The organism is Streptomyces thioluteus, assembly GCF_039535865.1.
In genome coordinates this window covers 1-23,601 of record NZ_BAAAXZ010000067.1, presented here as the reverse complement: position 1 = coordinate 23,601, position 23,601 = coordinate 1, and the positions used below count along the sequence as shown (strand labels likewise).

16 protein-coding genes and 3 pseudogenes are annotated in these 23,601 nt (G+C 71.3%); 14 read left to right on the top strand and 5 right to left on the bottom strand.

The features are described 5' to 3' along the window. Window positions 1-15: 15 nt before the first annotated feature. The 7 genes and pseudogenes from nuoH to nuoN all read left to right on the top strand — a co-directional run bounded on the left by nuoH (window position 16) and on the right by nuoN (window position 8,272). On the top strand, window positions 16-1,341 hold the full coding sequence (nuoH, locus tag ABD794_RS08740; RefSeq protein WP_344962140.1) for an NADH-quinone oxidoreductase subunit NuoH: 1,326 nt from the start codon (window positions 16-18) through the stop codon (window positions 1,339-1,341). Further along, window positions 1,331-1,947: pseudogene (nuoI, locus tag ABD794_RS08735) on the top strand (NADH-quinone oxidoreductase subunit NuoI); the annotation flags it as partial. The gene nuoH and the pseudogene nuoI, both read left to right, overlap by 11 nt. Window positions 1,948-1,954: 7 nt before the next feature. Beyond that, complete coding sequence (locus tag ABD794_RS08730; RefSeq protein WP_344962118.1) at window positions 1,955-2,779, top strand: NADH-quinone oxidoreductase subunit J; 825 nt, start codon at window positions 1,955-1,957, stop codon at window positions 2,777-2,779. After that, complete coding sequence (gene nuoK, locus ABD794_RS08725) at window positions 2,776-3,075, top strand: NADH-quinone oxidoreductase subunit NuoK (protein ID WP_344962138.1); 300 nt, start codon at window positions 2,776-2,778, stop codon at window positions 3,073-3,075. The genes ABD794_RS08730 and nuoK overlap by 4 nt, the downstream gene beginning before the upstream one ends. Window positions 3,076-3,087: 12 nt before the next feature. Further along, a pseudogene (gene nuoL / locus ABD794_RS08720) lies at window positions 3,088-4,988 on the top strand (NADH-quinone oxidoreductase subunit L). Between the two features lie 3 nt (window positions 4,989-4,991). Then, the gene (locus ABD794_RS08715; RefSeq protein ID WP_344962116.1) at window positions 4,992-6,605 is read left to right on the top strand and encodes an NADH-quinone oxidoreductase subunit M; all 1,614 of its coding nucleotides are present in this window, start codon (window positions 4,992-4,994) and stop codon (window positions 6,603-6,605) included. Then, complete coding sequence (nuoN, locus tag ABD794_RS08710; protein ID WP_344962114.1) at window positions 6,602-8,272, top strand: NADH-quinone oxidoreductase subunit NuoN; 1,671 nt, start codon at window positions 6,602-6,604, stop codon at window positions 8,270-8,272. The genes ABD794_RS08715 and nuoN overlap by 4 nt, the downstream gene beginning before the upstream one ends. A 184-nt stretch (window positions 8,273-8,456) precedes the next feature. Here nuoN and fahA read toward each other — a convergent pair whose 3' ends face one another. Continuing rightward, window positions 8,457-9,647, bottom strand: a complete 1,191-nt coding sequence (gene fahA, locus ABD794_RS08705) for a fumarylacetoacetase (protein WP_344962112.1) — start codon at window positions 9,645-9,647, stop codon at window positions 8,457-8,459. A 288-nt stretch (window positions 9,648-9,935) separates the two neighbouring features. Here fahA and ABD794_RS08700 point away from each other — a divergent pair, with 288 nt between their 5' ends. The 6 genes from ABD794_RS08700 (at window position 9,936) to ABD794_RS08675 (ending at window position 17,147) form a co-directional block, all read left to right on the top strand. Further along, on the top strand, window positions 9,936-11,222 hold the full coding sequence (locus ABD794_RS08700) for a carboxylate--amine ligase (protein ID WP_344962110.1): 1,287 nt from the start codon (window positions 9,936-9,938) through the stop codon (window positions 11,220-11,222). A 127-nt stretch (window positions 11,223-11,349) separates the two neighbouring features. Further along, the gene (locus ABD794_RS08695; protein WP_344962108.1) at window positions 11,350-12,573 is read left to right on the top strand and encodes an NAD(P)-binding domain-containing protein; all 1,224 of its coding nucleotides are present in this window, start codon (window positions 11,350-11,352) and stop codon (window positions 12,571-12,573) included. A 210-nt stretch (window positions 12,574-12,783) separates the two neighbouring features. Continuing rightward, window positions 12,784-13,794 (top strand): polyprenyl synthetase family protein, encoded by a 1,011-nt coding sequence (locus ABD794_RS08690; protein WP_344962106.1) that lies wholly within the window; start codon window positions 12,784-12,786, stop codon window positions 13,792-13,794. Between the two features lie 288 nt (window positions 13,795-14,082). Next, complete coding sequence (locus ABD794_RS08685) at window positions 14,083-15,315, top strand: LolA family protein (RefSeq protein WP_344962104.1); 1,233 nt, start codon at window positions 14,083-14,085, stop codon at window positions 15,313-15,315. A gap of 19 nt (window positions 15,316-15,334) precedes the next feature. Continuing rightward, the gene (locus ABD794_RS08680; protein WP_344962102.1) at window positions 15,335-16,282 is read left to right on the top strand and encodes an ABC transporter ATP-binding protein; all 948 of its coding nucleotides are present in this window, start codon (window positions 15,335-15,337) and stop codon (window positions 16,280-16,282) included. Next, window positions 16,269-17,147, top strand: a complete 879-nt coding sequence (locus tag ABD794_RS08675; RefSeq protein ID WP_344962101.1) for an ABC transporter permease — start codon at window positions 16,269-16,271, stop codon at window positions 17,145-17,147. The genes ABD794_RS08680 and ABD794_RS08675 overlap by 14 nt, the downstream gene beginning before the upstream one ends. A gap of 182 nt (window positions 17,148-17,329) precedes the next feature. Here the strand turns inward: ABD794_RS08675 and ABD794_RS08670 are convergent, their stop codons facing one another. The 4 genes from ABD794_RS08670 to ABD794_RS08655 all read right to left on the bottom strand — a co-directional run bounded on the left by ABD794_RS08670 (window position 17,330) and on the right by ABD794_RS08655 (window position 22,904). Continuing rightward, entirely contained in the window at window positions 17,330-18,694 is a 1,365-nt protein-coding gene (locus ABD794_RS08670) for a M28 family metallopeptidase (protein WP_344962099.1), read from the bottom strand. A 59-nt stretch (window positions 18,695-18,753) separates the two neighbouring features. After that, a complete protein-coding gene (rarD, locus tag ABD794_RS08665; protein ID WP_344962097.1) occupies window positions 18,754-19,758 on the bottom strand; it encodes an EamA family transporter RarD in 1,005 nt (334 codons plus the stop codon). 82 nt (window positions 19,759-19,840) lie between these two features. Beyond that, a complete protein-coding gene (locus ABD794_RS08660) occupies window positions 19,841-21,838 on the bottom strand; it encodes an APC family permease (protein WP_344962137.1) in 1,998 nt (665 codons plus the stop codon). A gap of 127 nt (window positions 21,839-21,965) precedes the next feature. After that, window positions 21,966-22,904 (bottom strand): DUF881 domain-containing protein, encoded by a 939-nt coding sequence (locus tag ABD794_RS08655; RefSeq protein ID WP_425585964.1) that lies wholly within the window; start codon window positions 22,902-22,904, stop codon window positions 21,966-21,968. On the opposite strand from ABD794_RS08655, the pseudogene ABD794_RS08650 reads away from it, so the two are divergent. Next, window positions 22,794-23,601 (top strand): annotated as a pseudogene (locus tag ABD794_RS08650) (vitamin B12-dependent ribonucleotide reductase); the annotation flags it as partial. The gene ABD794_RS08655 and the pseudogene ABD794_RS08650 overlap by 111 nt on opposite strands.

Below are 23,601 nucleotides of genomic sequence, written 5' to 3'. Positions count from 1 at the left end.
GCGGGCGACCTGTCGATGTTCGGCCACGACCCGTGGTGGCTGGTGGTCGTCAAGGCCGTCTTCTGCTTCGTGTTCGTCCTGGTGACCGTGCTGCTGACGATCGTCTTCGAGCGCAAGATCCTCGGCTGGATGCAGCTGCGCATCGGGCCCAACCGGCACGGCCCGTGGGGCATGCTCCAGTCCCTGGCGGACGGCATCAAGCTGATGCTCAAGGAGGACCTCGTCGTCCGGCGCGCGGACAAGGCGGTCTACATCCTCGCGCCGATCGTCGCGGCGGTCCCCGCGTTCATGGCGATCGCGGTGATCCCCTTCGGACCGGCCGGCAACGAGGTCTCGATCTTCGGGCACCGGACCACCATGCAACTCACCGACCTGCCCATCGCCATCCTCTACATCCTGGCGACGGCCTCGGTCGGCATCTACGGGATCGTGCTCGGCGGCTGGTCCTCCGGCTCCACCTATCCGCTCCTCGGCGGCCTGCGCTCCTGCGCCCAGATGATCTCCTACGAGATCGCGATGGGCCTCTCCTTCGCGGCCGTCTTCCTCTACTCCGGCTCGATGTCCACCTCCGCGATCGTGGAGGCGCAGCACAACCGGTGGTACGTGCTGCTGCTGCCGGTCTCCTTCGTCGTCTACATCATCGCGATGGTGGGGGAGACCAACCGGGCCCCGTTCGACCTCCCCGAGTCCGAGGGCGACCTGGTCGGCGGCTTCAACACCGAGTACTCGTCCATCAAGTTCGCGATGTTCATGCTGGCCGAGTACGTCAACATGGTCACCGTCTCCTCGGTGGCCGTGACGCTGTTCCTGGGCGGCTGGCGGGCGCCGTACCCGATCTCGGCGTTCTGGGAAGGGGCCAACCACGGCTGGTGGCCGCTCCTTTGGTACGTGGCCAAGCTCGCGGCGCTGCTGTTCTTCTTCATCTGGATCCGCGCGACGCTGCCGAGGCTGCGCTACGACCAGTTCATGAAGCTGGGCTGGAAGGTCCTCATCCCGGTCTCGATGGTGTGGCTGATGCTCGTCGCGACGGTGCGGGCGCTGCGCAACGAGGACTACGACTTCCGCTCGATCGTCCTCTACGTCGCCGGAGCGGTCCTCGTGATCCTGCTGCTGTCGTTCGTCGCGGACGTCTTCCGCGGCCGGGCCCGCAAGGAGGAGGCCGAACCGGCCGGCACCGGCGGGGAGTTCGACCCGATGGCGGGCGGGTACCCGGTGCCGCCGCTGCCCGGCCAGACCCTGCCGCCCGTGCCGCGCCGCGCCTCCCGGCGCGACCGCGAACTCATTGTCAGTGGTGGGGTGGACACTGTGCGTGACGGAAAGGAGGGTGACGGTGCCAGCTGAGTCTTCGTCTGCCGGATCTGCCCGGGGGGACGCTTCCAAGCTCCCCCGCAAGAACCCCGTGGCCGGCTTCGGGGTGACCTTCAAGGACGTCTTCAAGAAACGCCTCACCGAGCAGTACCCGGAGTACAAGAAGCCCACGGCGCCGCGCTTCCACGGCCGCCACCAGCTCAACCGGCACCCGGACGGGCTGGAGAAGTGCATCGGCTGCGAGCTGTGCGCCTGGGCCTGCCCGGCGGACGCCATCTACGTCGAGGGCGCGGACAACACCGAGGAGGAGCGCTACTCCCCGGGCGAGCGCTACGGCCGCGTCTACCAGATCAACTACCTGCGCTGCATCCTCTGCGGCCTGTGCGTCGAGGCGTGCCCCACCCGGGCCCTGACGATGACCAACGAGTACGAACTGGCCGACCGCAGCCGGGAGTCGCTCATCTACACCAAGGAGGAGCTGCTCGCCGGCCTGGAGGACGGCAATGGTCGAATCGCCCCACGCGATCTTCCCCGGCATGACCGAACAGGACTACTACCGGGGGCCTGGTGACCGAGGCGGCCCCCGGCACCGAGCGCCAGGCGGCCCTCTCCAAGGGGGAGCGCCCGGCCGGCGAGGGGGGGAGGCATGAGCCTCGCGGCCGCCTCGACCACCTCGACGGGCGAGGCCGTGCAGTTCTGGATCCTCGCGGTCGTCGCCGTCGGCGGCGCGCTGGCCACCGTGCTGATGAGGCGCGCCGTGCACAGCGCCCTCTCGCTCGCCGGCACCATGATCGTGCTCGCGGTGTTCTACCTGGCCAACGGCGCGTACTTCCTGGGCGTCGTGCAGATCGTGGTCTACACCGGCGCGATCATGATGCTGTTCCTCTTCGTGGTGATGCTCGTCGGCGTCACCGCCGCCGACTCCCTCAAGGAGACCATCAGGGGCCAGCGCTGGCTCGCCGCCGTCTGCGGGCTGGGCTTCGGCATCCTGCTCGTCGCCGGCATCGCCAACGCCTCGCTGCGCCACTTCGACGGGCTCGGCCAGGCCAATGCCGGGGGCAACGTCGAGGGCCTCGCCGCCCTGGTCTTCACCCGGTACGTGTACGCCTTCGAGATCACCGGCGCCCTGCTGATCACCGCGGCCGTCGGCGCGATGGTGCTCACCCACCGGGAGCGCACCGTCAAGGCGGCCACCCAGCGGCAGCTGTCGGAGGAGCGGACGCGCAAGGGCGGTCTCCTCGCCCCGCTGCCCGCGGCCGGCACCTACGCCCGGCACAACGCCAACGACATTCCCGCGCTGCTGCCGGACGGCACGCCCGCCGAGCTCAGCGTCAGCGCGGTGCTGCGGGCCCGGGGCCAGATGCGGGACGTGTCCCAGGAGGCGCTCGCGGACCTCGCGGCGCTGGAGCAGCGGTCGGCGGCCTGGCTGGAGCGCGACCGCGACGAGGGGCCGAAGGGAGTCGCCCAGTGAATCCGGTCAACTACCTCTATCTGGCGGCCCTGTTGTTCACCATCGGTGGCGTCGGGGTGCTCATCCGGCGGAACGCGATCGTCGTCTTCATGTGCGTCGAACTCATGCTGAACGCCTGCAACCTGGCGTTCGTCACGTTCTCCCGGATGCACGGCAACCTCGACGGCCAGGTCTTCGCCTTCTTCACGATGGTGGTGGCCGCGGCCGAGGTCGTCGTCGGCCTCGCGATCATCGTGTCGGTCTACCGCGCCCGTCACTCGGCCTCGGTCGACGACGCCAGTCTGCTGAAGCTCTAAGGGGACGCTGACGTGGAGAACCTCATCGGACTGCTCGTCCTCGTGCCCCTGGTGGGAGCGGGCGCGCTGCTGTGCGGCGGACGGAGACTGGACCGGAGCGGGCCCTGGCTGGGCACGCTGGTCGCGGCGGTCTCCTTCGCGCTGGGCGCGGTGCTCTTCGCCGACATGCTGGGGAGGAGCGGGGACGAACGCACCCTCGACGTGACGGTGTTCTCGTGGGTGCCGGTCGGCGGCTTCCGCGCCGACGCGAACTTCCACCTCGACCAGCTGTCGATGACCTTCGTCCTGCTGATCACGGGCGTGGGCACGCTGATCCACCTCTACTCGGTCGCTACATGGCGCACGACGAGCGCCGCCGCCGCTTCTTCGGTTACCTCAACCTCTTCCTGGCGGCGATGCTGCTGCTGGTCGTCGCCGGCAACTACCTGCTGCTGTACGTCGGCTGGGAGGGCGTCGGCCTCGCCTCGTACCTGCTGATCGGCTTCTGGCAGCACAAGCCGAGCGCCGCCACGGCGGCGAAGAAGGCCTTCATCGTCAACCGCGTCGGTGACGTGGGCCTGTCGATCGCGGTCATGCTGATGTTCACCACGTTCGGCACGTTCGCCTTCGACCCCGTGCTCACGGAGGCGGGCCGCGCGGGCGAGGGGAAGCTGACGGCGATCGGGCTGATGCTGCTGCTCGCCGCCTGCGGCAAGTCCGCCCAGGTGCCGCTGCAGTCCTGGCTGGGGGATGCCATGGAGGGCCCGACCCCGGTCTCGGCCCTCATCCACGCGGCCACCATGGTGACCGCCGGCGTCCTACCTCGTCACCCGCTCCGGCGCGATCTTCGAGGGGGCACCGGACGCGCAGACCGCGGTGGTCACGTGTTTGGCGCGGTCACGCTCCTCTTCGGTGGCGATCGTCGGTTGTGCGAAGGACGACATCAAGAAGGCCCTCGCCGGTTCGACGATGTCGCAGATCGCTACATGATCCTCGCGGCCGGGCTCGGACCGGTCGGCTATGTCTTCGCGATCATGCACCTGGTGACGCACGGCTTCTTCAAGCCGGGCTCTCCTGGGCGCCGGATCGGTCATGCACGGCATGAACGACGAGGTGGACATGCGCCGTTACGGCGGTCTGCGGAAGTACATGCCCGTCACCTTCGTCACCTTCGGTCTCGGCTATCTCGCCATCATCGGCTTCCCGGGGCTGTTCGGGCTTCTTCTCCAAGGACAAGATCATCGAGGCGGCCGTTCGCCAAGGGCGGCACCGAGGGCTGGATCCTCGGCGGGGCGGCCCTGCTCGGCGCGGCCATCACCGCGTACTACATGACGCGGGTGATGATCATGACGTTCTTCGGCGAGAAGCGCTGGCAGCCGGACCCGGTGTCCGGTGAGCTGCCGCACCCGCACGAGTCGCCGTCCACGATGACGATCCCCATGATCGTGCTCGCGGTCGGATCGGTCTTCGCCGGCGGCCTGTTCAGCATCAACGACGCCTTCCTGAAGTGGCTGGAGCCGGTCACCGGGCACGAGGAGGGCAACTCGCCCGTCAGCGCGCTCACCGTCACCGCGGCGACCATGGTCGTCCTCGTCCTGGGCGTCGCGCTCGCCTGGGCGCAGTACGGCCGTCGGCCCGTGCCGGCCGCCGCGCCCCGGGGCTCCCTGCTCACCCGCGCCGCGCGGCGCGACCTGCTCCAGGACGACTTCAACCACGTCGTGCTGGTCCGCGGCGGCGAGCACCTCACCCGCAGCCTGGTCTACCTCGACCACAAGCTGGTGGACGGCGTCGTCAACGGCACCGCCGCCTCCGTCGGCGGCCTCTCCGGCCGGATGCGCAGGCTGCAGAACGGCTACGTCCGGTCGTACGCGGTCTCGATGTTCGGCGGCGCGGCGGTGCTGATCGCCGCGACCCTGCTGATGAGGGCGGTCTGAACCATGTCATTTCCTCTCCTCACCGTCACGGCGGCGGTCCCCGCCGTCGGCGCGGTCGCCACCGCCGCCGTCCCGGCCGTGCGGCGCGAGGCCGCGAAGTGGGTCGCGCTGGCCTTCTCGCTGGCGACGCTGGTGCTCGCGGGCGTGCAGTTGGTCCGCTTCGACCCTGATGCCAAGGGGCCCTTCCAGCTCACCGAATCCCACGCCTGGATCAGCGACTTCGGGGTCCGCTACGAGCTCGGGGTGGACGGCATCGGGGTGGTGCTCGTCGCCCTGACCGCCCTGCTCGTGCCCTTCGTCGTCCTGGCCGGCTGGCACGACGCCGATCCGCTGGAGCCGGCGGCGCCCAACCGCCGCTGGCGTCCGACCCAGGGCTTCTTCGCCCTGATCCTCATGGTCGAGGCGATGGTGGTCATCTCCTTCGAGGCCACCGACGTCTTCGTCTTCTACGTCTTCTTCGAAGCCATGCTCATCCCGATGTACTTCCTCATCGGCGGCTTCGGCGACCGGGCGGGGGAGCGCACCGAGGACGAGGCCGCGGCCCAACGCTCGTACGCGGCCGTCAAGTTCCTCCTCTACAACCTCGCGGGCGGGCTGGTCATGCTGGCGGCCGTCGTCGGCCTCTACGCGGTCACCGCGGACCAGCTCGGCAACGGCACGTTCTCGCTCACCGAGATCGTCCAGGCCCGGGCCTCGGGGCGGCTGCACTTCGCCACCGTCACCGAACGGGCCCTGTTCCTCGGCTTCTTCTTCGCCTTCGCGGTCAAGGCGCCGCTGTGGCCGGTGCACACCTGGCTGCCCAACGCCATGGGCGAGGCCACCGCGCCCGTCGCGGTGCTGATCACGGCGGTGGTCGACAAGGTCGGCACCTTCGCGATGCTGCGCTTCTGCCTCCAGCTCTTCCCGGGGGCCTCGAAGTGGGCGACCCCGGTGATCATCGTGCTGGCGCTGATCAGCATCCTCTACGGCGCGCTGCTCGCCGTCGGCCAGCGGGACATCAAGCGCCTGATCGCCTATGCCTCGATCTCCCACTTCGGCTTCATCATCCTGGGCATCTTCGCGATGACCACCCAGGGCCAGGGCGGCGCCACGCTCTACATGGTCAACCACGGGATCTCCACGGCCGCGCTGATGCTGGTCGCCGGCTTCCTGATCTCCCGCCGGGGCTCGCGGCTCATCGCCGACTACGGCGGGGTGCAGAAGGTCGCCCCGGTCCTCGCGGGCACCTTCCTGGTCGGCGGGCTGGCCACGCTGTCGCTGCCCGGGCTCGCCCCCTTCGTCTCCGAATTCCTGGTCCTGGTCGGCACGTTCAGCCGGTACCCGGCCGCGGGCGTGATCGCGACCGTCGGCATCGTGCTCGCCGCGCTGTACGTCCTCGTGCTCTACCAGCGCACGATGACCGGCCCGGTCAAGGAGTCCGTGCGGGCCATGCCCGACCTGCGCGTGCGCGAACTGGCCGTCGTCGCACCGCTGATCGCCCTGCTGCTCTTCCTCGGCGTCTATCCCAAGCCGGTGACGCGGATCCTCGATCCCGCGGTCGAGCACACCATGTCGCAGGTCCACCGGACCGACCCCGAACCCGATGTTCGCGTGAGCAATGCGGAGGGCGCGAAGTGAGGAACGCAGCCGTTGTCCACAGCCTGTGGACAGAATGGTCGACGGCATCGGCCACGGCCGACGCCCCCAAGAAGATCCCGGCGCCGCACATCGAGTACGCCCAGCTGTCCCCGACGCTGATCATTCTCGGTGCCGCGGTCCTGGGCGTGCTCGTCGAGGCGTTCCTGCCCCGCCGTTCGCGCCACCTCTCCCAGCTGGCCCTCTCCGTCGTCGGCCTGGCGGCCGCCTTCGCCGCGGTCGTCGCGCTCGCCGCCAAGGGGTACGGCACGGGCAAGGCGCACGCCGCGGCGATGGGCGCGGTCGCGGTGGACGGCCCCGCGCTCTTCCTCCAGGGCACGATCCTCCTCGTCGCCCTGGTCGCCGTCCTCGGCTTCGCCGAGCGCCGCCTCGACCCCGCCGCGCACGGCCGCCCGGTGGACTCCTTCGCCGCCCAGGCCGCCGCCGTGCCCGGCGGCGACGCCGAGCAGGAGGCCGTCAAGGCCGGCTGGACGACCAGCGAGGTCTTCCCGCTGCTGCTGTTCGCGGTCGCCGGCATGCTGGTCTTCCCGGCGGCGGACGACCTGTTGACGCTGTTCGTGGCGCTGGAGGTCTTCTCGCTCCCGCTGTACGTCCTGTGCGCGCTGGCCCGCCGCAAGCGGCTGCTCTCCCAGGAGGCGGCCGTCAAGTACTTCCTGCTGGGCGCCTTCTCCTCCGCCGTCCTGCTGTTCGGCGTGGCCCTGCTCTACGGCTACGCGGGCACGGTCGCCTACTCCGGCATCGCCGACGTCGTCAGCGGCGCGGTCCGCACCATGGACCCGGCCCTCGCCGCCACGACGGGGAACGACGCGCTGCTGCTCATCGGCGGGGCGATGGTGCTGATGGGCCTGCTCTTCAAGGTCGGCGCGGTGCCGTTCCACATGTGGACTCCGGACGTCTACCAGGGCGCGCCCACGCCCGTCACCGGTTTCATGGCCGCCGCCACCAAGGTGGCCGCGTTCGGGGCGCTGCTGCGGCTGCTGTACGTCGTGCTGCCGGGGCTCCGCTGGGACTGGCGGCCGGTGATGTGGGGGGTCGCGATCCTGACGATGCTCGTCGGCGCGATCGTGGCCGTGACCCAGACCGATGTGAAGCGGCTGCTGGCCTACTCGTCCATCGCACACGCGGGGTTCATCCTCGCCGGTGTCATCGCGGTGAGCCCGGACGGGGTCTCGTCCGTGCTCTTCTACCTCGCCGCGTACTCGTTCGTCACGCTCGGGGCGTTCGCGGTCGTGACGCTGGTGCGGGACGCGGGCGGGGAGGCGACGCACCTGTCCAAGTGGGCGGGGCTCGGGCGGCGTTCGCCGCTCGTCGCGGCGGTCTTCGCGGTCTTCCTGCTGGCCTTCGCGGGCATTCCGCTGACGAGCGGGTTCGCGGGGAAGTTCGCGGTGTTCAAGGCGGCGGCGGCCGGAGGGGCGGTGCCGCTGGTGATCGTGGGTGTGGTGTCGTCGGCGGTGGCGGCGTTCTTCTATGTGCGGGTGATTGTGCTGATGTTCTTCAGCGAGCCGAAGGGGGATGGGCCTTCGGTGGCGGTGCCGTCGCCGTTGACGTCCGTTGCGATTGGCGTCGGCGTCGCGGTGACGCTGGTTCTGGGCGTCGCGCCGCAGTACTTCCTTGACCTGGCAGGTCAGGCTGGGGTGTTCGTGCGCTGAGGCACACGAGAGGGTTTGCCCCTGGCCCGCCCTTTCACCGTTTCCTTGCGCTCCGCGCGGGTGTCCTCAAACGCCGGACGGGCTGATTTTCAGCCCGTCCGGCGTTTGAGGACTTCGCCCGAAGGGCGAATGGGGTCCGGGGTCTCCCCGGGAAACGGTGAAAGGGCGGGGCCGGGGCAAACCCCTACGCGTCCGCCCCCGCCGGACGCACCCGGCCCACGACCTCGCCCAGGCCCACCCGGGAGCCGTCACGCCCCGGCGCCCAGCCCGTGATGACGACCTCGTCACCGTCCGCCAGCCACGGCCCCTTCCCGCCCGTCAGCTCCAGCAGGCAGCCCAGCTGATCCGGCTCGGGACCGCTCACGGTCCCGGACGCGAAGAGGTCGCCCGTCCTCAACGTCGCCCCGTTGACCGTCATATGGGCCAGCTGCTGCGCCGCCGTCCAGTACATGGACGAGAACGGCGGGCGCGAGACGACCTCGCCGTTGATGCGGACCTCCAGCCGGAGGTCGAGGCCGCCCGGCTCGGACGACGACGCGTCGTCGAGGTACGGCAGCAGCGGGTACGTCCGCGACGGCGGGGCCGTGCGCGCCGCGTCGAAGGCCTCCAGGGGCGTGATCCAGGCGGAGACGGACGTCGCGAAGGACTTGCCCAGGAAGGGGCCGAGCGGGACGTACTCCCACGCCTGGATGTCGCGCGCGGACCAGTCGTTGACCAGGCAGACGCCGAACACGTGGTCGCGGAAGGCCTCCAGGGGGACCGGCCCCGGCGACGGCGTGCCGACGACGAAGCCGACCTCCGCCTCGATGTCCAGCCGGAGCGAGGGGCCGAAGGACGGCGTCGCCTCGGAGGGCGCCTTGCGCTGTCCGCGCGGGCGCACGACGTCCGTGCCGGAGACCACGACCGTGCCGGCGCGCCCGTGGTAACCGATGGGCAGGTGCTTCCAGTTGGGGGTCAGCGGCTCGCCGTCCGGGCGGAAGATCCGGCCCACGTTGGTGGCGTGGTGCTCGCTGGCGTAGAAGTCGACGTAGTCCGCCACCTCGAACGGCAGGTGGAGCGTCACCTCGCCCAGCGGACGCGCGTACCCGCCCGGCAGCACGCCCCCGTCGAGCCAGCCGCGGATCTCCGCGCGGACGGCCTCCCAGGCCGGGCGGCCCGCGGCCATCAGCGGGTTGAGGACCGGCTGGTCCAGCAGATCGGCGTAGGCGGAGCCGTGTTCGGCCGCGGCGGCGGCCACGTCGAGGACGAACGCGCCGTGGCGCACGCCGATCCGGGGGTGGTCGGGGGCGTCGGGGGTGGTGAAGACGCCGTACGGGAGCGCGTCCGGCCCGAAGGGGTCGCCCTCGGGGATCGCGTGGGGGCTGTGCTGGGGCATGGGTGTCGCGGCCTCGCCTTCTCCACTCGGAATGCACGGTCGGAGTGCACGTCGAACTGCACGGTCAATGCACGGGATGCACCGGAGCCACACATTACGTGTTGACGGCCGACGGGCAAGAGATGTTCGAGCGGCGTTCCCGTCGGGGGAAGCCCTGTTCCAACCGTGGGAAAAGGTAGGGCAATGTCCGGTAACTCCTTGCTGGAGGCGGCGATTCCGAAGTAGCGTCCTAAGTCGGGTCACACACAGTGGGGGGCCGCTGAGGCTGGGTGGCCGAGGGGGGAGCTGGTGGCGAGCAGGAGCGCGTCCGTAACGGCGGACCGGTCAGTGCCCGGGTTGATCGTGAAATTCGGCAACTATCCCCTGCACCACGGCGGCGTCGGCGCGATCCGCAGTCTCGGCAGACTCGGCGTGCCCATGTACGCCATCACCGAGGACCGCTGGACGCCGGCCGCCGCCTCCCGCTATCTGACCGCCGGGTTCGTCTGGCCGACGACCGGCACGGAGCGGGCCGAGGAGCTGGTGGCGGGGCTGCTGCGGATCGGCGACCGGATCGGCCGGCCGGCCGTACTGCTGCCGACGGACGAGGAGGCGGCCGTGCTCATCGCCGAGCACGCCGACGAGCTGGCGGGGAGGTTCCTCTTCCCGCCCGTGGAACGGGAGTTGCCGAGGAGACTCGCGAGCAAGCAGGGGCTCCACGAGCTCTGTGTGGAGCACGGGGTGCCGGCGCCGGCCACCCTGTTCCCCGCCTCGTACGAGGAGATCGAGAAGTACGCGGGAACGGCGGTCTTCCCGCTGGTGGCCAAGAACCGCGAGGCGTTCGAGCGCCGCCGCCGCCCCGCGGTGCCCGGCACCACCCGCATCGCCGACGCGGGGCAGTTGCTGGAGCTGGCGCGCGACTGGGGCCCGTGCCCGGGGGTGATCCTCCAGGAGTACCTGCCCCGGGAGGCGGCCGAGGACTGGATCGTCCACGCCTACTTCGACGCGGACAGCGCGCCGCAGGCCCTGTTCACCGGGGTGAAGGTGCGCTCCTGGCCGCCGCACGCGGGCATGACGGCCAACGCCTACATCGTCGACAATCCCGAACTGGCGGCCATGGCCGCCCAGTTCATCAAGCAGATCGGCTTCTCCGGGATCATCGACCTGGACTGGCGGTTCGACCGGCGCGACGGGCGGTACAAGCTGCTGGACTTCAACCCCCGGATGGGCGCCCAGTTCCGGATGTTCGAGAACGAGGCGGGCGTCGACGTCGTCCGGGCGCAGCACCTCGATCTCACCGGCCGCCGGGTGCCCGAGGGCGAACAGCTGGCCGGGCGCCGGTTCGTCGTGGAGAACATCGACCTGCCGGCCCTCGCCGCGTACCGGCGCAGCGGCTACACCACCCCGCACGCGCCCGCCCGGGCGAACGGCACGGAGCTGGCCTGGGCCGCCCGTGACGACATAAAACCCTTCTTCACCATGTGCGCCCGGCTCGTCCGGCCGGGCGTGCGGCACCTGTGGCAGTTGTGGCGCTCCCGGCGCCGCTCCGCCGCGGCGGCCGCCGGAGAGCAGGTCCGGCGGCCCTCCGCCGAGTAGTCCCGGCGGTCCCCGGGCGGGCCGCCGGCGGGGGCGTCCGCAGGCCCGTCCGGCCGTTGCGGGCCCCCGCACCACGTGACGCAGCAGACCGGCCCGGTGGGCCGGGCAACGCCCTGGGAGGGGACACGTGACACTTCCGGTAGCAGTGATCGGGGCCGGTCCTTACGGCCTGTCGACGGCGGCCCATCTGAAGGCGCGCGGCGTTCCGACGCGGGTCTTCGGCTCGCCGATGGTGAGCTGGCGCGAACAGATGCCCGCGGGGATGCTGCTCAAGTCCACCCCGGTCGCCTCGAACATCGACGCGCCCCAGCCGGGGCACACCCTGCTCGACTACTGCCTGGACACGGGCGAGCGGCGGTACGAGTCGGACTGGGACGTCATCCCGGTCGGGACGTTCGCGGGCTACGGGCTCTGGTTCCAGCAGCGGCTGGTCCCGCATCTGGAGCAGGTGCGGGTGAAGTCCGTCGAGCGGCGGCAGGGCGGGCCCGGTTTCGAGCTGAAGCTGGACTCCGGCGAGCAGTTCGCCGCCCGCGCGGTGGTCGTGGCCACCGGGCTGAGCGGGCTCGCCAGGGTCCCCGCCGAGCTGACCGCGGCGGTGCCGGACGGGCCGGTGGCCGGCGGGCCGTTCTCGCACAGCTCGCACCACCGCGACCTGTCCGGCTTCGCCGGGCGCGACGTGGTCGTCGTCGGCGCCGGGCAGTCCGCGCTGGAGACCGCCGTCCTGCTGGCCGAGGCGGGCGCCGCGGCGGTCCGGGTGGTCGCGCGGCGGCGGGGCGCGGTGCGGTTCGGGGCCGCGCCCGACGGGCAGTCGCCGCTCAGGCCGGACACGCCGTTCGGCCGGGCCTGGTCGCTGTACGCCTTCTCGTACCACGCGGACGGCTTCCGCCGGCTGCCCCCGCAGCTGCGGGAGTACTTGGTGCGCCGGGTGCTCGGGCCGCTCGGCGCGTGGTGGCTGCGCGAGCGCTTCGTGGGCCGGGTGGACGTCACCGAGGGCAAGCGGATCGTCCGGGCCCGGGTCGCCGAGGGCCGCCCGGTCCTCACCCTGGCCGGCACCGGCACGGGGACCGGCGGCGGCACTTCGGACGAGACCGAGCTCGGGGCCGACCACGTCATCGCGGCGACCGGCTACCGGGTGGACCTGGGCGCACTCGACTTCCTCGGCGACAGCGTCCGCACCCGGCTCGCCACCGGCGCCGGCGGCCCGCGGCTGGGGGCGGGGTACCGCTCCTCGGTGCCCGGGCTCTTCTTCACCGGGCTGCCGGCGGCGGCGAGCTTCGGGCCGGTGATGCGGTTCGTGTGCGGCACCGAGTACGCCTCGCCGCGGCTGGCGCGGGCCGTGGCGGCGCTCTGAGGGGCGCCGCGGCTGCTGGGCGTGCCCCGGGTCCTCCCCCGCCGGGGGAGGACCCGGGGCACACTCGGAGGTCCCGGGGAGGGTCGGTGACGGGTCGTCGTTCGGGCAGGCGGCCACGATGATCCAGAACCGACCGGATACGCTGACTTTTGGTGAAGACAGCGACACATCGACAATCCCCGTGATCGCAGGCAGACAGGAGTACCCCTCGTGACCGTCGTCGGGCCCTTCGGGCTGAGCGTGCGGGACCAGGCTCTTGAAGCCGACGTCCAGGCAGGGTTGGCCGCTGTCGAGGAAGGCCTTCTGGAGGCCACCAAGAGCGGTGTGCCCTTCATCACCGAGGCCGCGCAGCACCTCGTCCGGGCCGGGGGCAAGAGGTTCCGTCCGCTGCTGGTGACGCTCGCCGCCCAGTTCGGCGACCCGTACGCGCCGGGGGTGGCGCCCTCGGCCGTGGTCGTCGAGCTCACCCACCTGGCCACCCTGTACCACGACGACGTCATGGACGAGGCGGACATCCGCCGGGGCGCGCCCAGCGCCAACGCCCGTTGGGGCAACTCCGTGGCCGTCCTCACCGGCGACTTCCTCTTCTCCCGGGCCTCGCAGATCCTCGCCGACCTCGGTCCGGAGGCCGTCCGCATCCAGGCCGAGGCGTTCGAGCGCCTGGTCACCGGTCAGATCCTGGAGACGGCGGGCCCGCGCGACGGGCGCGACCCCATCGAGCACTACCTGGACGTCATCGCCGGCAAGACCGGCTCGCTGATCGCCGTCGCCGGCCGCTACGGCGCGATGATGTCCGGCGCGGACGAGCGCATCGTCGAGATCCTCACCCATTACGGTGAGCGGCTCGGCACCGCCTTCCAGCTCGCGGATGACGTCCTGGACATCGCCAGCGACTCCCACGAGTCCGGCAAGACCCCGGGCACCGACCTGCGCGAGGGCGTCCCCACCCTGCCGGTTCTGCACCTGCGCGCGAGTGCCGCGGCCACCGGCGCGCCGGAGGACGTCGAGCTGTGCGAGCTGCTCGAGGGCGACCTCGGTGACGACGCCCGGCTCGCCGAGGTGCTCCGCCGGCTGCGCGTCCACCCGGCCCTGGAGCAGGCCCGCCGGGACACCGTCCGCTACGCGCAGGAGGCCCGCGCGACGCTGGCGCCGCTGCCCGACTGCTCGGCCAAGGCCGCGCTGGAGGAGCTCTGCGACGCGGTCTGCCACCGGGCCGGCTGACGTCCACCGGGCCGGCTGACGCACCGTCGGCCCGTAGGTGGCGCCGCTCATCCCTCCGGCGGGCCGTCCCTCAAGGGGCGTCATACCGCAGAGGTACGGGAGTTGATCCCCCTGGCTGATGACCCGGGCGTCGCGCCTTGGTGGAATGGGAAGGGTCGTGCCGGAGACCGTGCTGGGGGCAATCCTCCCGACTCCGGTGCCCCCGCCGAGCGGTCGGGCCACAATGAGCCCAGGTGTGGGCGAGTGCACGACGTGAAGAGACCGCCGCAGACGACGGAGGTAGAGCACATGGCACGCATCCAGCCGACACCGGACGCCGCGGGCCCCGGGACGTCCGGAGTGAACGGCCCCTCGGGCCCGGGCCGCCGCAAGGCCGTCCGTTACGCGGTGCCGGTCGCGGTGGCGGGCGTCGCCGCCGCGACGATCGGCATCGGTTCGGCCCTGGCCAGTTCGGGAGACCCCGATCTGCCGAAGATCAGCGCGCAGGACCTGATAGCCAAGGTCGCCGCGTCGGACACGCAGCAGCTGTCCGGCTCGGTGCGGATCACCACGGACCTCGGGCTGCCGGCCATGCCGTCCGGCATGTCGTTCGGCGGGAGCGGGGCCAAGGGCGGGAAGGACGCCTCGCCGCAGGACCGGCTCACCGAGCTCGCCGCCGGCACGCACACCCTGCGCGTCGCCGCGGACGGCCCGGAGCGCCAGCGGGTGTCGATCGTCGAGCGCGCCGCCGAGTACAGCATGGTCCGCAACGGCGACCAGGTCTGGGCGTACGACAGCGGCAGCAACACCGCGTACCACGCGAAGGCGCCGAAGCAGCAGCAGAAGCACTCGGAGACCGGCCTGGCGAGCGCCTCCCCGCAGGAGCTCGCCAAGAAGGTCCTGGAGGCCGCGGGTTCCTCCACCGACGTCGCCGTGGACGGCACGGCGAAGGTGGCCGGCCGGGACGCCTACCAGCTCACCCTGAAGCCCAAGCAGGACGACACCACGGTCGGCGCCGTGCGCATCGCCGTGGACGCGAAGAACGGCGTGCCGCTGAAGTTCACCCTCGCCCCGAAGGGCGGCGGCAAGGCCGTGGTGGACGTGGCCTTCACCAAGGTCTCCTTCGACAAGCCGTCCGCCTCCACCTTCTCCTTCACCCCGCCGAAGGGCGCCAAGGTGACGGAGGGCGACGGGAAGAAGGACCAGGGCGGCAACCGGGGCATGGGCCGGCTGCCCGTCGCCCCGCCCGGTGCCGACTCCGGTGCCCACCGGGTGATCGGTACGGGCTGGTCCTCGATCGCCGAGCTCTCCGGCGGCGGCAAGGGCAAGCTCCCCAAGGCGGACGCCAAGAGCGGCAAGCAGTCCGCCGACGCCGCGTCCCTGCTGGACAGCTTCGGCAGCAAGGTCTCGGGCGACTTCGGCTCCGGCCGCATCGTCAGCACCCGTCTGGTCAACGTCCTGCTGACCGACGACGGCAAGGTCTACGCCGGCGCGGTCACCAAGGACGCGCTGCTGAAGGCCGCCAACTCGGCCGCCCGCTGAGCACGGAGGGGGAGGAACCGTGACGGAGCCGGCCGCGGTCATCGAGACCCGGGGGCTGACCAAGCGCTACCGCGGGGGCCAGCTCGCGGTGGCGGGCCTCGACCTCGTCGTGCCGCGCGGCAGCGTCTTCGGGTTCCTCGGCCCCAACGGATCGGGCAAGACCACCACGATCCGGATGCTCATGGGGCTGATCGAGCCGACCTCCGGGCTCGCCCGGGTGCTCGGCGAGCCGATGCCGGCCGCCGGGTCCCGGGTGCTGCCCCGGGTGGGGGCCCTCATCGAGGGCCCCGCGCTCTACGGCTTCCTCTCCGGCCGTGACAATCTGCTGCGCTACGACGCCGCCGACCCCACCGCCGACCCGCGCACCCGGGCCGCCCGGGTGGCCACCGCGCTCGACCGGGTGGGACTGGCGAGCGCCGCCGGCAAGAAGGCCCGCGCGTACTCCCTGGGCATGAAGCAGCGCCTCGGCCTCGCCGCGGCCCTGCTCCAGCCCCGCGAGCTGCTCGTCCTGGACGAGCCGACCAACGGGCTGGACCCGCAAGGCATGCGCGAGATCCGCACCCTGGTGCGCTCGCTGGCCTCCGAGGGGACCACGGTCTTCCTCTCCTCCCACCTCCTCGACGAGATCGAGCAGGTCTGCACCCACGCGGCGGTGATGTCCCGGGGCCGGCTGCTCACCCAGGGCACCGTCGGCGAGCTGGCCGCCTCCACCCGCGGCCGGCTGGCCGTCACCACCCCCGACACGGCGGACGCGGTCCGCGTCCTCAAGGAGCACGGTGTGAACGATCTGGCCGTCGCCGACGACCGCGTCACCGGCGAACCCGCCCCGGACCAGGCCGACCTCGCGGACCTCAACGCCGCGCTCGTCCGCGCGGGCGTCCGCGTCCGGGCCTTCGGAACGGAACGGGCCTCGCTGGAGGACGCGTTCGTGGCGCTCACCGGGGAGGGCTTCGATGTCGCAGGCTGAGGCGGTGCGCCGGCCGGCGTCGGCGATGTGGCAGTTGTCCCTCTTCCGCAGCGAGATCGCCCTCGTCTTCCGGCGCTGGCGCACGCTGGTGCTGCTCGGGGTGCTCGCGGCCGTTCCGGTCCTGGTCGGCATCGCGGTGAAGATCGAGACCGGTGGCGGGCGGGACGGGTCCTTCGGCGAACACGGCGGGGCCGGGCCGGCCTTCGTCAGCCAGGTCACCAACAACGGGCTCTTCCTCGTCTTCGCGTCGCTCGCCGCGACGCTGCCGTTCTTCCTCCCCATGGCGATCGGGGTGATCGCCGGTGACTCGATCGCCGGCGAGACGGCGTCCGGCACCCTGCGCTATCTGCTCGTCGCCCCGGCCGGGCGGACGCGGCTGCTCCTCGCGAAGTTCGCCACGACGATGGTGTTCTGCGTGGCGGCGACGCTGGTCGTCGCGGTCTCGGCGTTGCTGGTGGGGGCGTTGCTCTTCCCGCTGGGGGAGGTGACGCTGATCAGCGGGACGACCGTCTCGTTCGGGGAGGGGCTCGTACGGGCCCTCGCCATCGCGGGCGTCGTCGCGGCGTCGCTGGTGGGGATCGCGGCGGTGGGGCTGTTCGTCTCGACGCTCACGGGGAGCGGGATTGCGGCGATGGCGACGACGGTGGGTCTGCTGATCACCGTCCAGATCCTTGATCAGTTTCCGCAACTGCATGCGGTGCAGCCGTATTTGTTTCCGCACTACTGGTTGAGTTTTGCGGATCTGTTGCGGGATCCGGTGTATTGGGATCAGTTGTGGCGGAATCTGGCGTTGCAGGGGTTGTATGCGGGAGTGTTCGGGTCGGCGGCGTGGGCGAGGTTCACGTCGCGGGACGTGACGGCGTAGGGGGTTTTGCCCCTGGCCCGCCCTTTCACCGTTTCTTCCGGGGAGACCCCGGACCCCGTTCGCCCTTCGGGCGAAGTCCTCAAGCGCCGGACGGGCTGATTTTCAGCCCGTCCGGCGCTTGAGGACGATGCGGCGAAGCCGCATTGCGGGGCCGAGGGCGCAGCCCTACGCGCACCGCCGCGCTAGAACGTGAGCTTCCAGCCCGCCACCGTCCCGGAATCCTGCGGCGCCACATCCTGCACCCGCAGCTTCCACACCCCGTTCGCCGCCTCCGCCGACGCGTCGACCGTGTACGTCGTCACGACGTCCGCCGCCGAGTCGTTCCCGTCCGAGGACTTCAGGCGGTACGCCCGGCCACTCGGGGCGACCAGGTCGATCGTCAGGTCGCCGCGGTAGGTGTGCTTGATGTCCACGCCGACCTTCAGGGCGGACGGCGCGTTGCCCGTCAGCCCGCTCACGGTGATGGGCGACTCCACCGCCGCCCCGGCGTCCGGGATCGCCACGGCCGCCTTGCTCTCGAAGCTCGTCCCGCCCGGCGGCGTCGTCGACCCGCCGCCGCTCAGCTTCCACACCGCGCCCGCGATCGCCGTGCTGTTCGTGCCCAGCGCCTTGTCGTCGATGTTCGACGTCGTGTCGCAGGACCGGTGGTAGCAGGCGTCGAAGGCCCGGCCCGCCGTGCCGCCCCAGTTCCTGGCCTGCTCGGCGGTCTTGATGTAGTCGGCGCCGCTGAAGAGGCCGCCGACGCGTATGCCCGCCTGCTGGAAGGGCGCGTGGTCGGAGCGGCCGTCGCCCTCGGTGTCCACCTCGGTCGCGATGTTCCGCGCGGTGAACCAGTCCTCGAAGAGGGACTTGAGCGACGCGTCGTAGCCGTAGACGAAGTACCCCGGGTTCGGCGAGCCGATCATGTCGAAGTTGAGGTACGCGTCGATCTTCGAACGCTCGCCGGACGGCAGCTGGTTGACGTAGTACGAGGAGCCGCGCATGCCCAGCTCCTCCGCGCCCCACCAGCCGAACCGCAGATGCTTGTCCGGCTTGTAGCCGGACTTGGCGACGGAGAGGGCGACTTCGAGGACGCCTGCCGACCCGGAGCCGTTGTCGTTGATGCCGGGGCCCGCGGAGACCGAGTCGAGGTGCGAGCCGGCGAACACCACGTGGTTCGGGTCGCCGCCGGGCCAGTCGGCCACGAGGTTGTAGCCGGTGGCGCCACCGGTGGTGAACTGCTGGACGCTGGTCGTGTAACCGGCCGCGTCCAGCTTGGACTTCACGTAGTCGAGGGACGCCTTGTAGCCGCTGCGGCCGTGCGCACGGTTGCCGCCGTTGGCGTTGGCGATGGACTGCAACTGGTCGAGGTGGGCCTTGACGTTCGCCGCGGGTATCTCGGGGGCGTCGGCGGCCGGCCGGGTGGTGGGTACCCGGGCCGGTGCCGCCGGTGCCGCGATCGCGGGGGCCGATGCGAGGCCCAGGAGGACGGCCGTCAGGGCCGCTCCGGCGGCCGTTCGGCGTCTTCGGGGGACGGTGGGCAGGGTGGGTCCGTTGAGAACAAGCATGGGGGGCTCCCAACTCCTTTTGACGTGCCCATGATGTTCAGCGGACCCTTGAAGACACGTCAAGAGCGGGTTTCGGACACCGCACTCCGGTTTCCGGATATCGGGCGCCCGTCGGCCGTCCCCTTGTCCCGGGCGGAGACCCGCGCCGCGTCCAGCTCCGCGCGCCCCGCCCGTGCCGTCCGCAGCGCGTCCCACGTCAGCACCGCCAGCGCCAGCCACACCAGGGCGAAGCCGGCCCACCGCTCGGTGGGCATCGACTCGTGGAAGACGGCGAGCCCCAGTGCGAACTGGAAGATCGGGGCCAGGTATTGGAGCATCCCCAGGACGGACAGGGGCAGCTTCACGGCCGCCGCGCCGAAGGAGACCAGCGGCAGCGCGGTGATCGCGCCGGAGGCGACGAGCAGCGCGGTGTGGCCCGGACCCTCGCCCGTGAAGGTGCCTCCGCCGCCGAGGAAGAGGAGGTAGCCCAGCGCCGGCAGGAACTGCACGGCCGTCTCGGCGGCCATCGACTCCAGCCCGCCCAGGCCCACCTGCTTCTTGATCAGGCTGTACGTGCCGAAGGAGGCCGAGATGCCCAGGGCGATCCACGGCAGCTTCCCGTAGCCGACCGCGAGGACGACCACCGCCGCCGCGCCGATGCCGACCGCCACCCACTGGGTCCTGCGCAGCCGCTCGCGCAGGACGACGACGCCGAGGGCGATGACGACGAGCGGGTTGATGAAGTAGCCGAGCGAGGTCTCGACGACGTGGCCGCTGTTCACGGCCCAGATGTAGATGCCCCAGTTGGCGGAGATGGTGGCCGCGCCCAGCGCGATCATGCAGAGCCGCCTGGGCTGCCGCAGCAGCGGGGGTATCCAGGCCCAGCGCCGGGTCACGGCGAGCACGACGACGACGGTGACCAGGGACCACACCATCCGGTGGGCGAGGATCTCCATCGCGCCGGAGGGCTCCAGCAGCGGCCAGTACAGGGGGAAGAGGCCCCAGATGGCATAGGCGGCGGCACCGTACAGGAACCCCGCACGTGTCTCGTTCTGCTGTGTGTCCGGCTGTATGTCCGGCTTCACGGATCCCTCCCGGTGGTGCGACGGCGACCCGGCGAAGGTAACGCCGCTCCGGGGCGCGTGTCATGTCCGTATCGGATGACGGTCATGACGCGCCGGTATCCGGGGCGTCGGCCCCCTCCTGTCGTGCCACGCGCACCAGTTCCACGGCTTTGGTGACGTCGAACGGGAGGATCGTCACCGCCACGTTCGGCAGGTGTTCCAGCGCCCGGGCGATCAGGTCGCCGGTGTCGCGGTGGAGCAGCCGGCCGAGCGGGTTGGAGTGGGTGCGCCGGGGGATGAGCAGGGTCAGCGCCGTCGCCGGGTCGGCCGTCGTCCGGGCCGCGAGCTCGGTGACGGCGTGCCGCAGCCGCCGGTCCGGGCAGTCCACCCGCTCCAGCGGGACGTCCGCGCCGGGCGTCGCGTCCCAGCGGGCCGTCAGCCGCCGCGCCCGCTCCTCGTCGATGACGAAGTGCACGGCCCGCACCTCGTCCGGCCGCAGCTCGTGCGCGTAGCGCAGCGCCTTGACGGTCGCCAGGTCGAGCGCGTCGACGAGGACGTAGACGAGGTGGCGGCGCCAGTGCGGCTGGTCCGTGGCGAACGCGGGGATGTTCTCCAGGGCCTCGGCCTCCAGCCGGTACTGGCGGTTGATGCGGATCAGCGCCCACACGCCGAGCGGGAAGACCACCACGACCAGCCAGGCGCCCTCGGTGAACTTGGTGACCGCGAAGACCAGGACGACCAGGGCGGAGATCACGGCGGCGGCCGCGTTCACGGTGACCTTCCAGGAGCGGCCGGGCTCCCGCCGCCGCCAGTGGTGGGCGGTCATGCCGGCCCCGGCCATGGTGAAGCCGGTGAAGACCCCGATGGCGTAGAGGGCGACGAGCTTGTCGACATTGCTGCCGGTCACGAAGAGCAGGGCCAGCGAGATGACGGTGAGGCAGATGATGCCGTTGGAGAAGGCGAGGCGGTGGCCGCGCCGGGTCAGCTGGCGGGGCAGGAAGCGGTCCTCGGCGACGAAGCTGGCGAGGAACGGGAAGCCGGTGAAGGGCGTGTTGGCGCCGGTGTAGAGGATGAGCGCGGTGGCGATCTGGACGTAGACCAGTCCGGTGGTGCCCAGCCAGCCGTCGCCGAAGACGAGATGGGCCTCCTGGGAGAGGACGGTCGGATTGCCGTCCAGGTACGGGATGGCGTGGGTGAAGTGGGCGAGCACGGACACGCCGAGCACCATCACGCCGAGGACGACGCTCATCACGGTCAGGGTGCGGCGGGCGTTGCGCCCCTGCGGGCTGCGGAAGGTGGAGACGCCGTTGGAGATCGCCTCCAGGCCGGTGAGGGAGGAGCCGCCGTTGGCGAAGGAGCGCAGCACCATGAAGAGCGAGGCGCCGTAGAGCCAGCCGTGCCCGGGGGAGCCCAGCGGATAGGCGCCCGGGGCGTGGACGTCGGCGTGCGGGAGGCCGCCGCTCAGACCGCGCACCAGTCCGATGACCAGCAGCAGCGCGATGGCGCCCATGAAGAGGTAGGCGGGGGCGGCGAAGGCCCGGCCCGCCTCCCGGATGCCGCGCAGGTTCCCGTACATCAGGACCACCACGACGGCGACGGTGATGGGCAGCTTGAGGTGGTCGATCCCGTGGTAGCCGTGGCCGATGAGATGCGCGAGGGAGATGAGGGCGTCGGTGCCGGCGGCGGACTGGACGGCGACGGTGACGATGTAGTCGATCAGCAGGGCCACGGAGGCGATCTGGGCGACGCGGGGGCCGAAGTTCTCCCGGGCCACGACGTAGGACCCGCCGGCCCGGGTGTAGACGGAGACGACGTCGCGGTAGGAGAGCGTCACCAGGAGCAGGACGAGGAGGATGGCGCAGGCGACCAGGGGCACCAGGTCGAAGGCGGCGACGCCGACGACGGGCACGAGGATGATCAGCATTTCCTCCGGGCCGTAGGCGGTGGAGGAAATGCAGTCGGAGGCCAGCACGCCGAGGGCCATCGGGTTGGACAGCTTCTCGTGGGCGAGGGCCTGGGTGACGAGGGGCGGGCCGAGGAGGCCGCGTTTGACGCGGTAGAGGAGGCGGTCGCGGACGAAGGGTTCGGCGGGGGCGGCCATGACCATATGAGAGCGGGTGCCCTTGTTGAGGCCCGGCAGACGCCTCCGGGTGGGCACCCGTTCGGTGGGTTCTGCCCCTGGCCCGCCCTTTCACCGTTTCCGCAGCAGCACGCTGCGCGCGCTGTCCTCAAGCGCCGGACGGGCTGAATATCAGCCCGTCCGGCGCTTGGCGAAAGGGCAGGGAGGAACTACCCCACCACCGCGCGGTCCGCACGATCAGGCTCGGCGCGGCCGGCAGCCGGACGTCCTCCTCGACGGAGATGTTCGCCCTGACCCCGTAGTTCTGCTGGAGGACGTGCAGATACTGACCGTCCACACTGTCCTGGAACGACGTGCTCATCCGCTTGCCGTCGCCGACCGCCAGCACCGTATACGGCGGAACCAGCGGCTTGTTGTCGACCAGTATGGCGTCCCCGGCCGCCCGGATCGCCGACAACGACGTCAAGCGCTGGCCGTTGATGGCGACCGCCTCCGCGCCCGCCTGCCACAGCCCGTTGACGATGCGTTGCATGTCACGGTCGCGCACCCGGCCCGTGTCCGAGAAACCACTGCTCTCCCGCGGACCGCCGCCACCGGACTTGGCCTGCTTGGCGTCGTCGACGACCACCTTGAGACCGGGGCCCCGCACCGGGGTCGCCCCCGCGAGCAGGGAGACCAACTCGGCCTTGTCCCCGCCGTGTTTCTCCAGGGCCTCACGCTGCTGACTGCCGACGGACTCCCGCAGGGCGTCGACGTTCTTCTGCAGCGTGTCCGCCGCCGAGGTCTCCGACTCGATGCGGTTGATGAGCTGTTCGCGCTCCTTGGCCAGCGTCGGTGCCGATATCCGCGCCTGCGCCGCGCCGAGCGTCACCACGACCGCGGCCAGCAACAGCGCCCCGGCGAGCCCCAGCTTGGCCCTCAGCTTGCCCGGCTGATGGCCACCGGCCACGCCTACGACAGCGAGGGCGGCCGGGCCCTGGCCGGTGCCATCACCTCGCTGATGACCGGTACTTCCTACCGGCGCTCGGCCGAGCTGGCCGCGGTCGTCGGCCCGTACGACGGCTACGCCCGCAACGCCGACGCCCACAAGCGCGTCATGAAGCAGCACGCCGACGCCAACGCGGCCGCCCCGCGCATGGACGACCTGGACAACCCGGTCTGGGCCGCGGCCACCGAGGCCTGGCAGGACGTCCTCCGGCTCGGCGAGAAGAACGGCTTCCGCAACGCCCAGGCGTCCGTGCTGGCCCCGACCGGCACCATCGGCCTGATGATGGACTGCGACACCACGGGCGTCGAGCCGGACCTGGCCCTGGTCAAGTTCAAGAAGCTCGTCGGCGGCGGCTCGATGCAGATCGTGAACAACACGGTCCCCAAGGCCCTCAAGCGCCTCGGCTACCAGCCCGAGCAGGTCGAGGCGATCGTCGCCCACATCTCCGAGCACGGCAACGTGATCGACGCCCCGGGCCTCAAGTCCGAGCACTACGAGGTCTTCGACTGCGCCATGGGCGAGCGCGCGATCTCGGCCATGGGCCACGTGCGCATGATGGCCGCGGCGCAGCCCTTCCTCTCCGGCGCGATCTCCAAGACCGTGAACCTGCCCGAGTCGGCCACCGTCGAGGAGGTCGAGGAGGTCTACTTCGAGGGCTGGAAGATGGGCCTGAAGGCCCTCGCGATCTACCGCGACAACTGCAAGGTCGGCCAGCCGCTCTCCGCCAAGAAGAAGGAGGAGGAGAAGAAGACCGAGGTCGTTCCCGCGGTGGCGGAGAAGGTCGTCGAGTACCGTC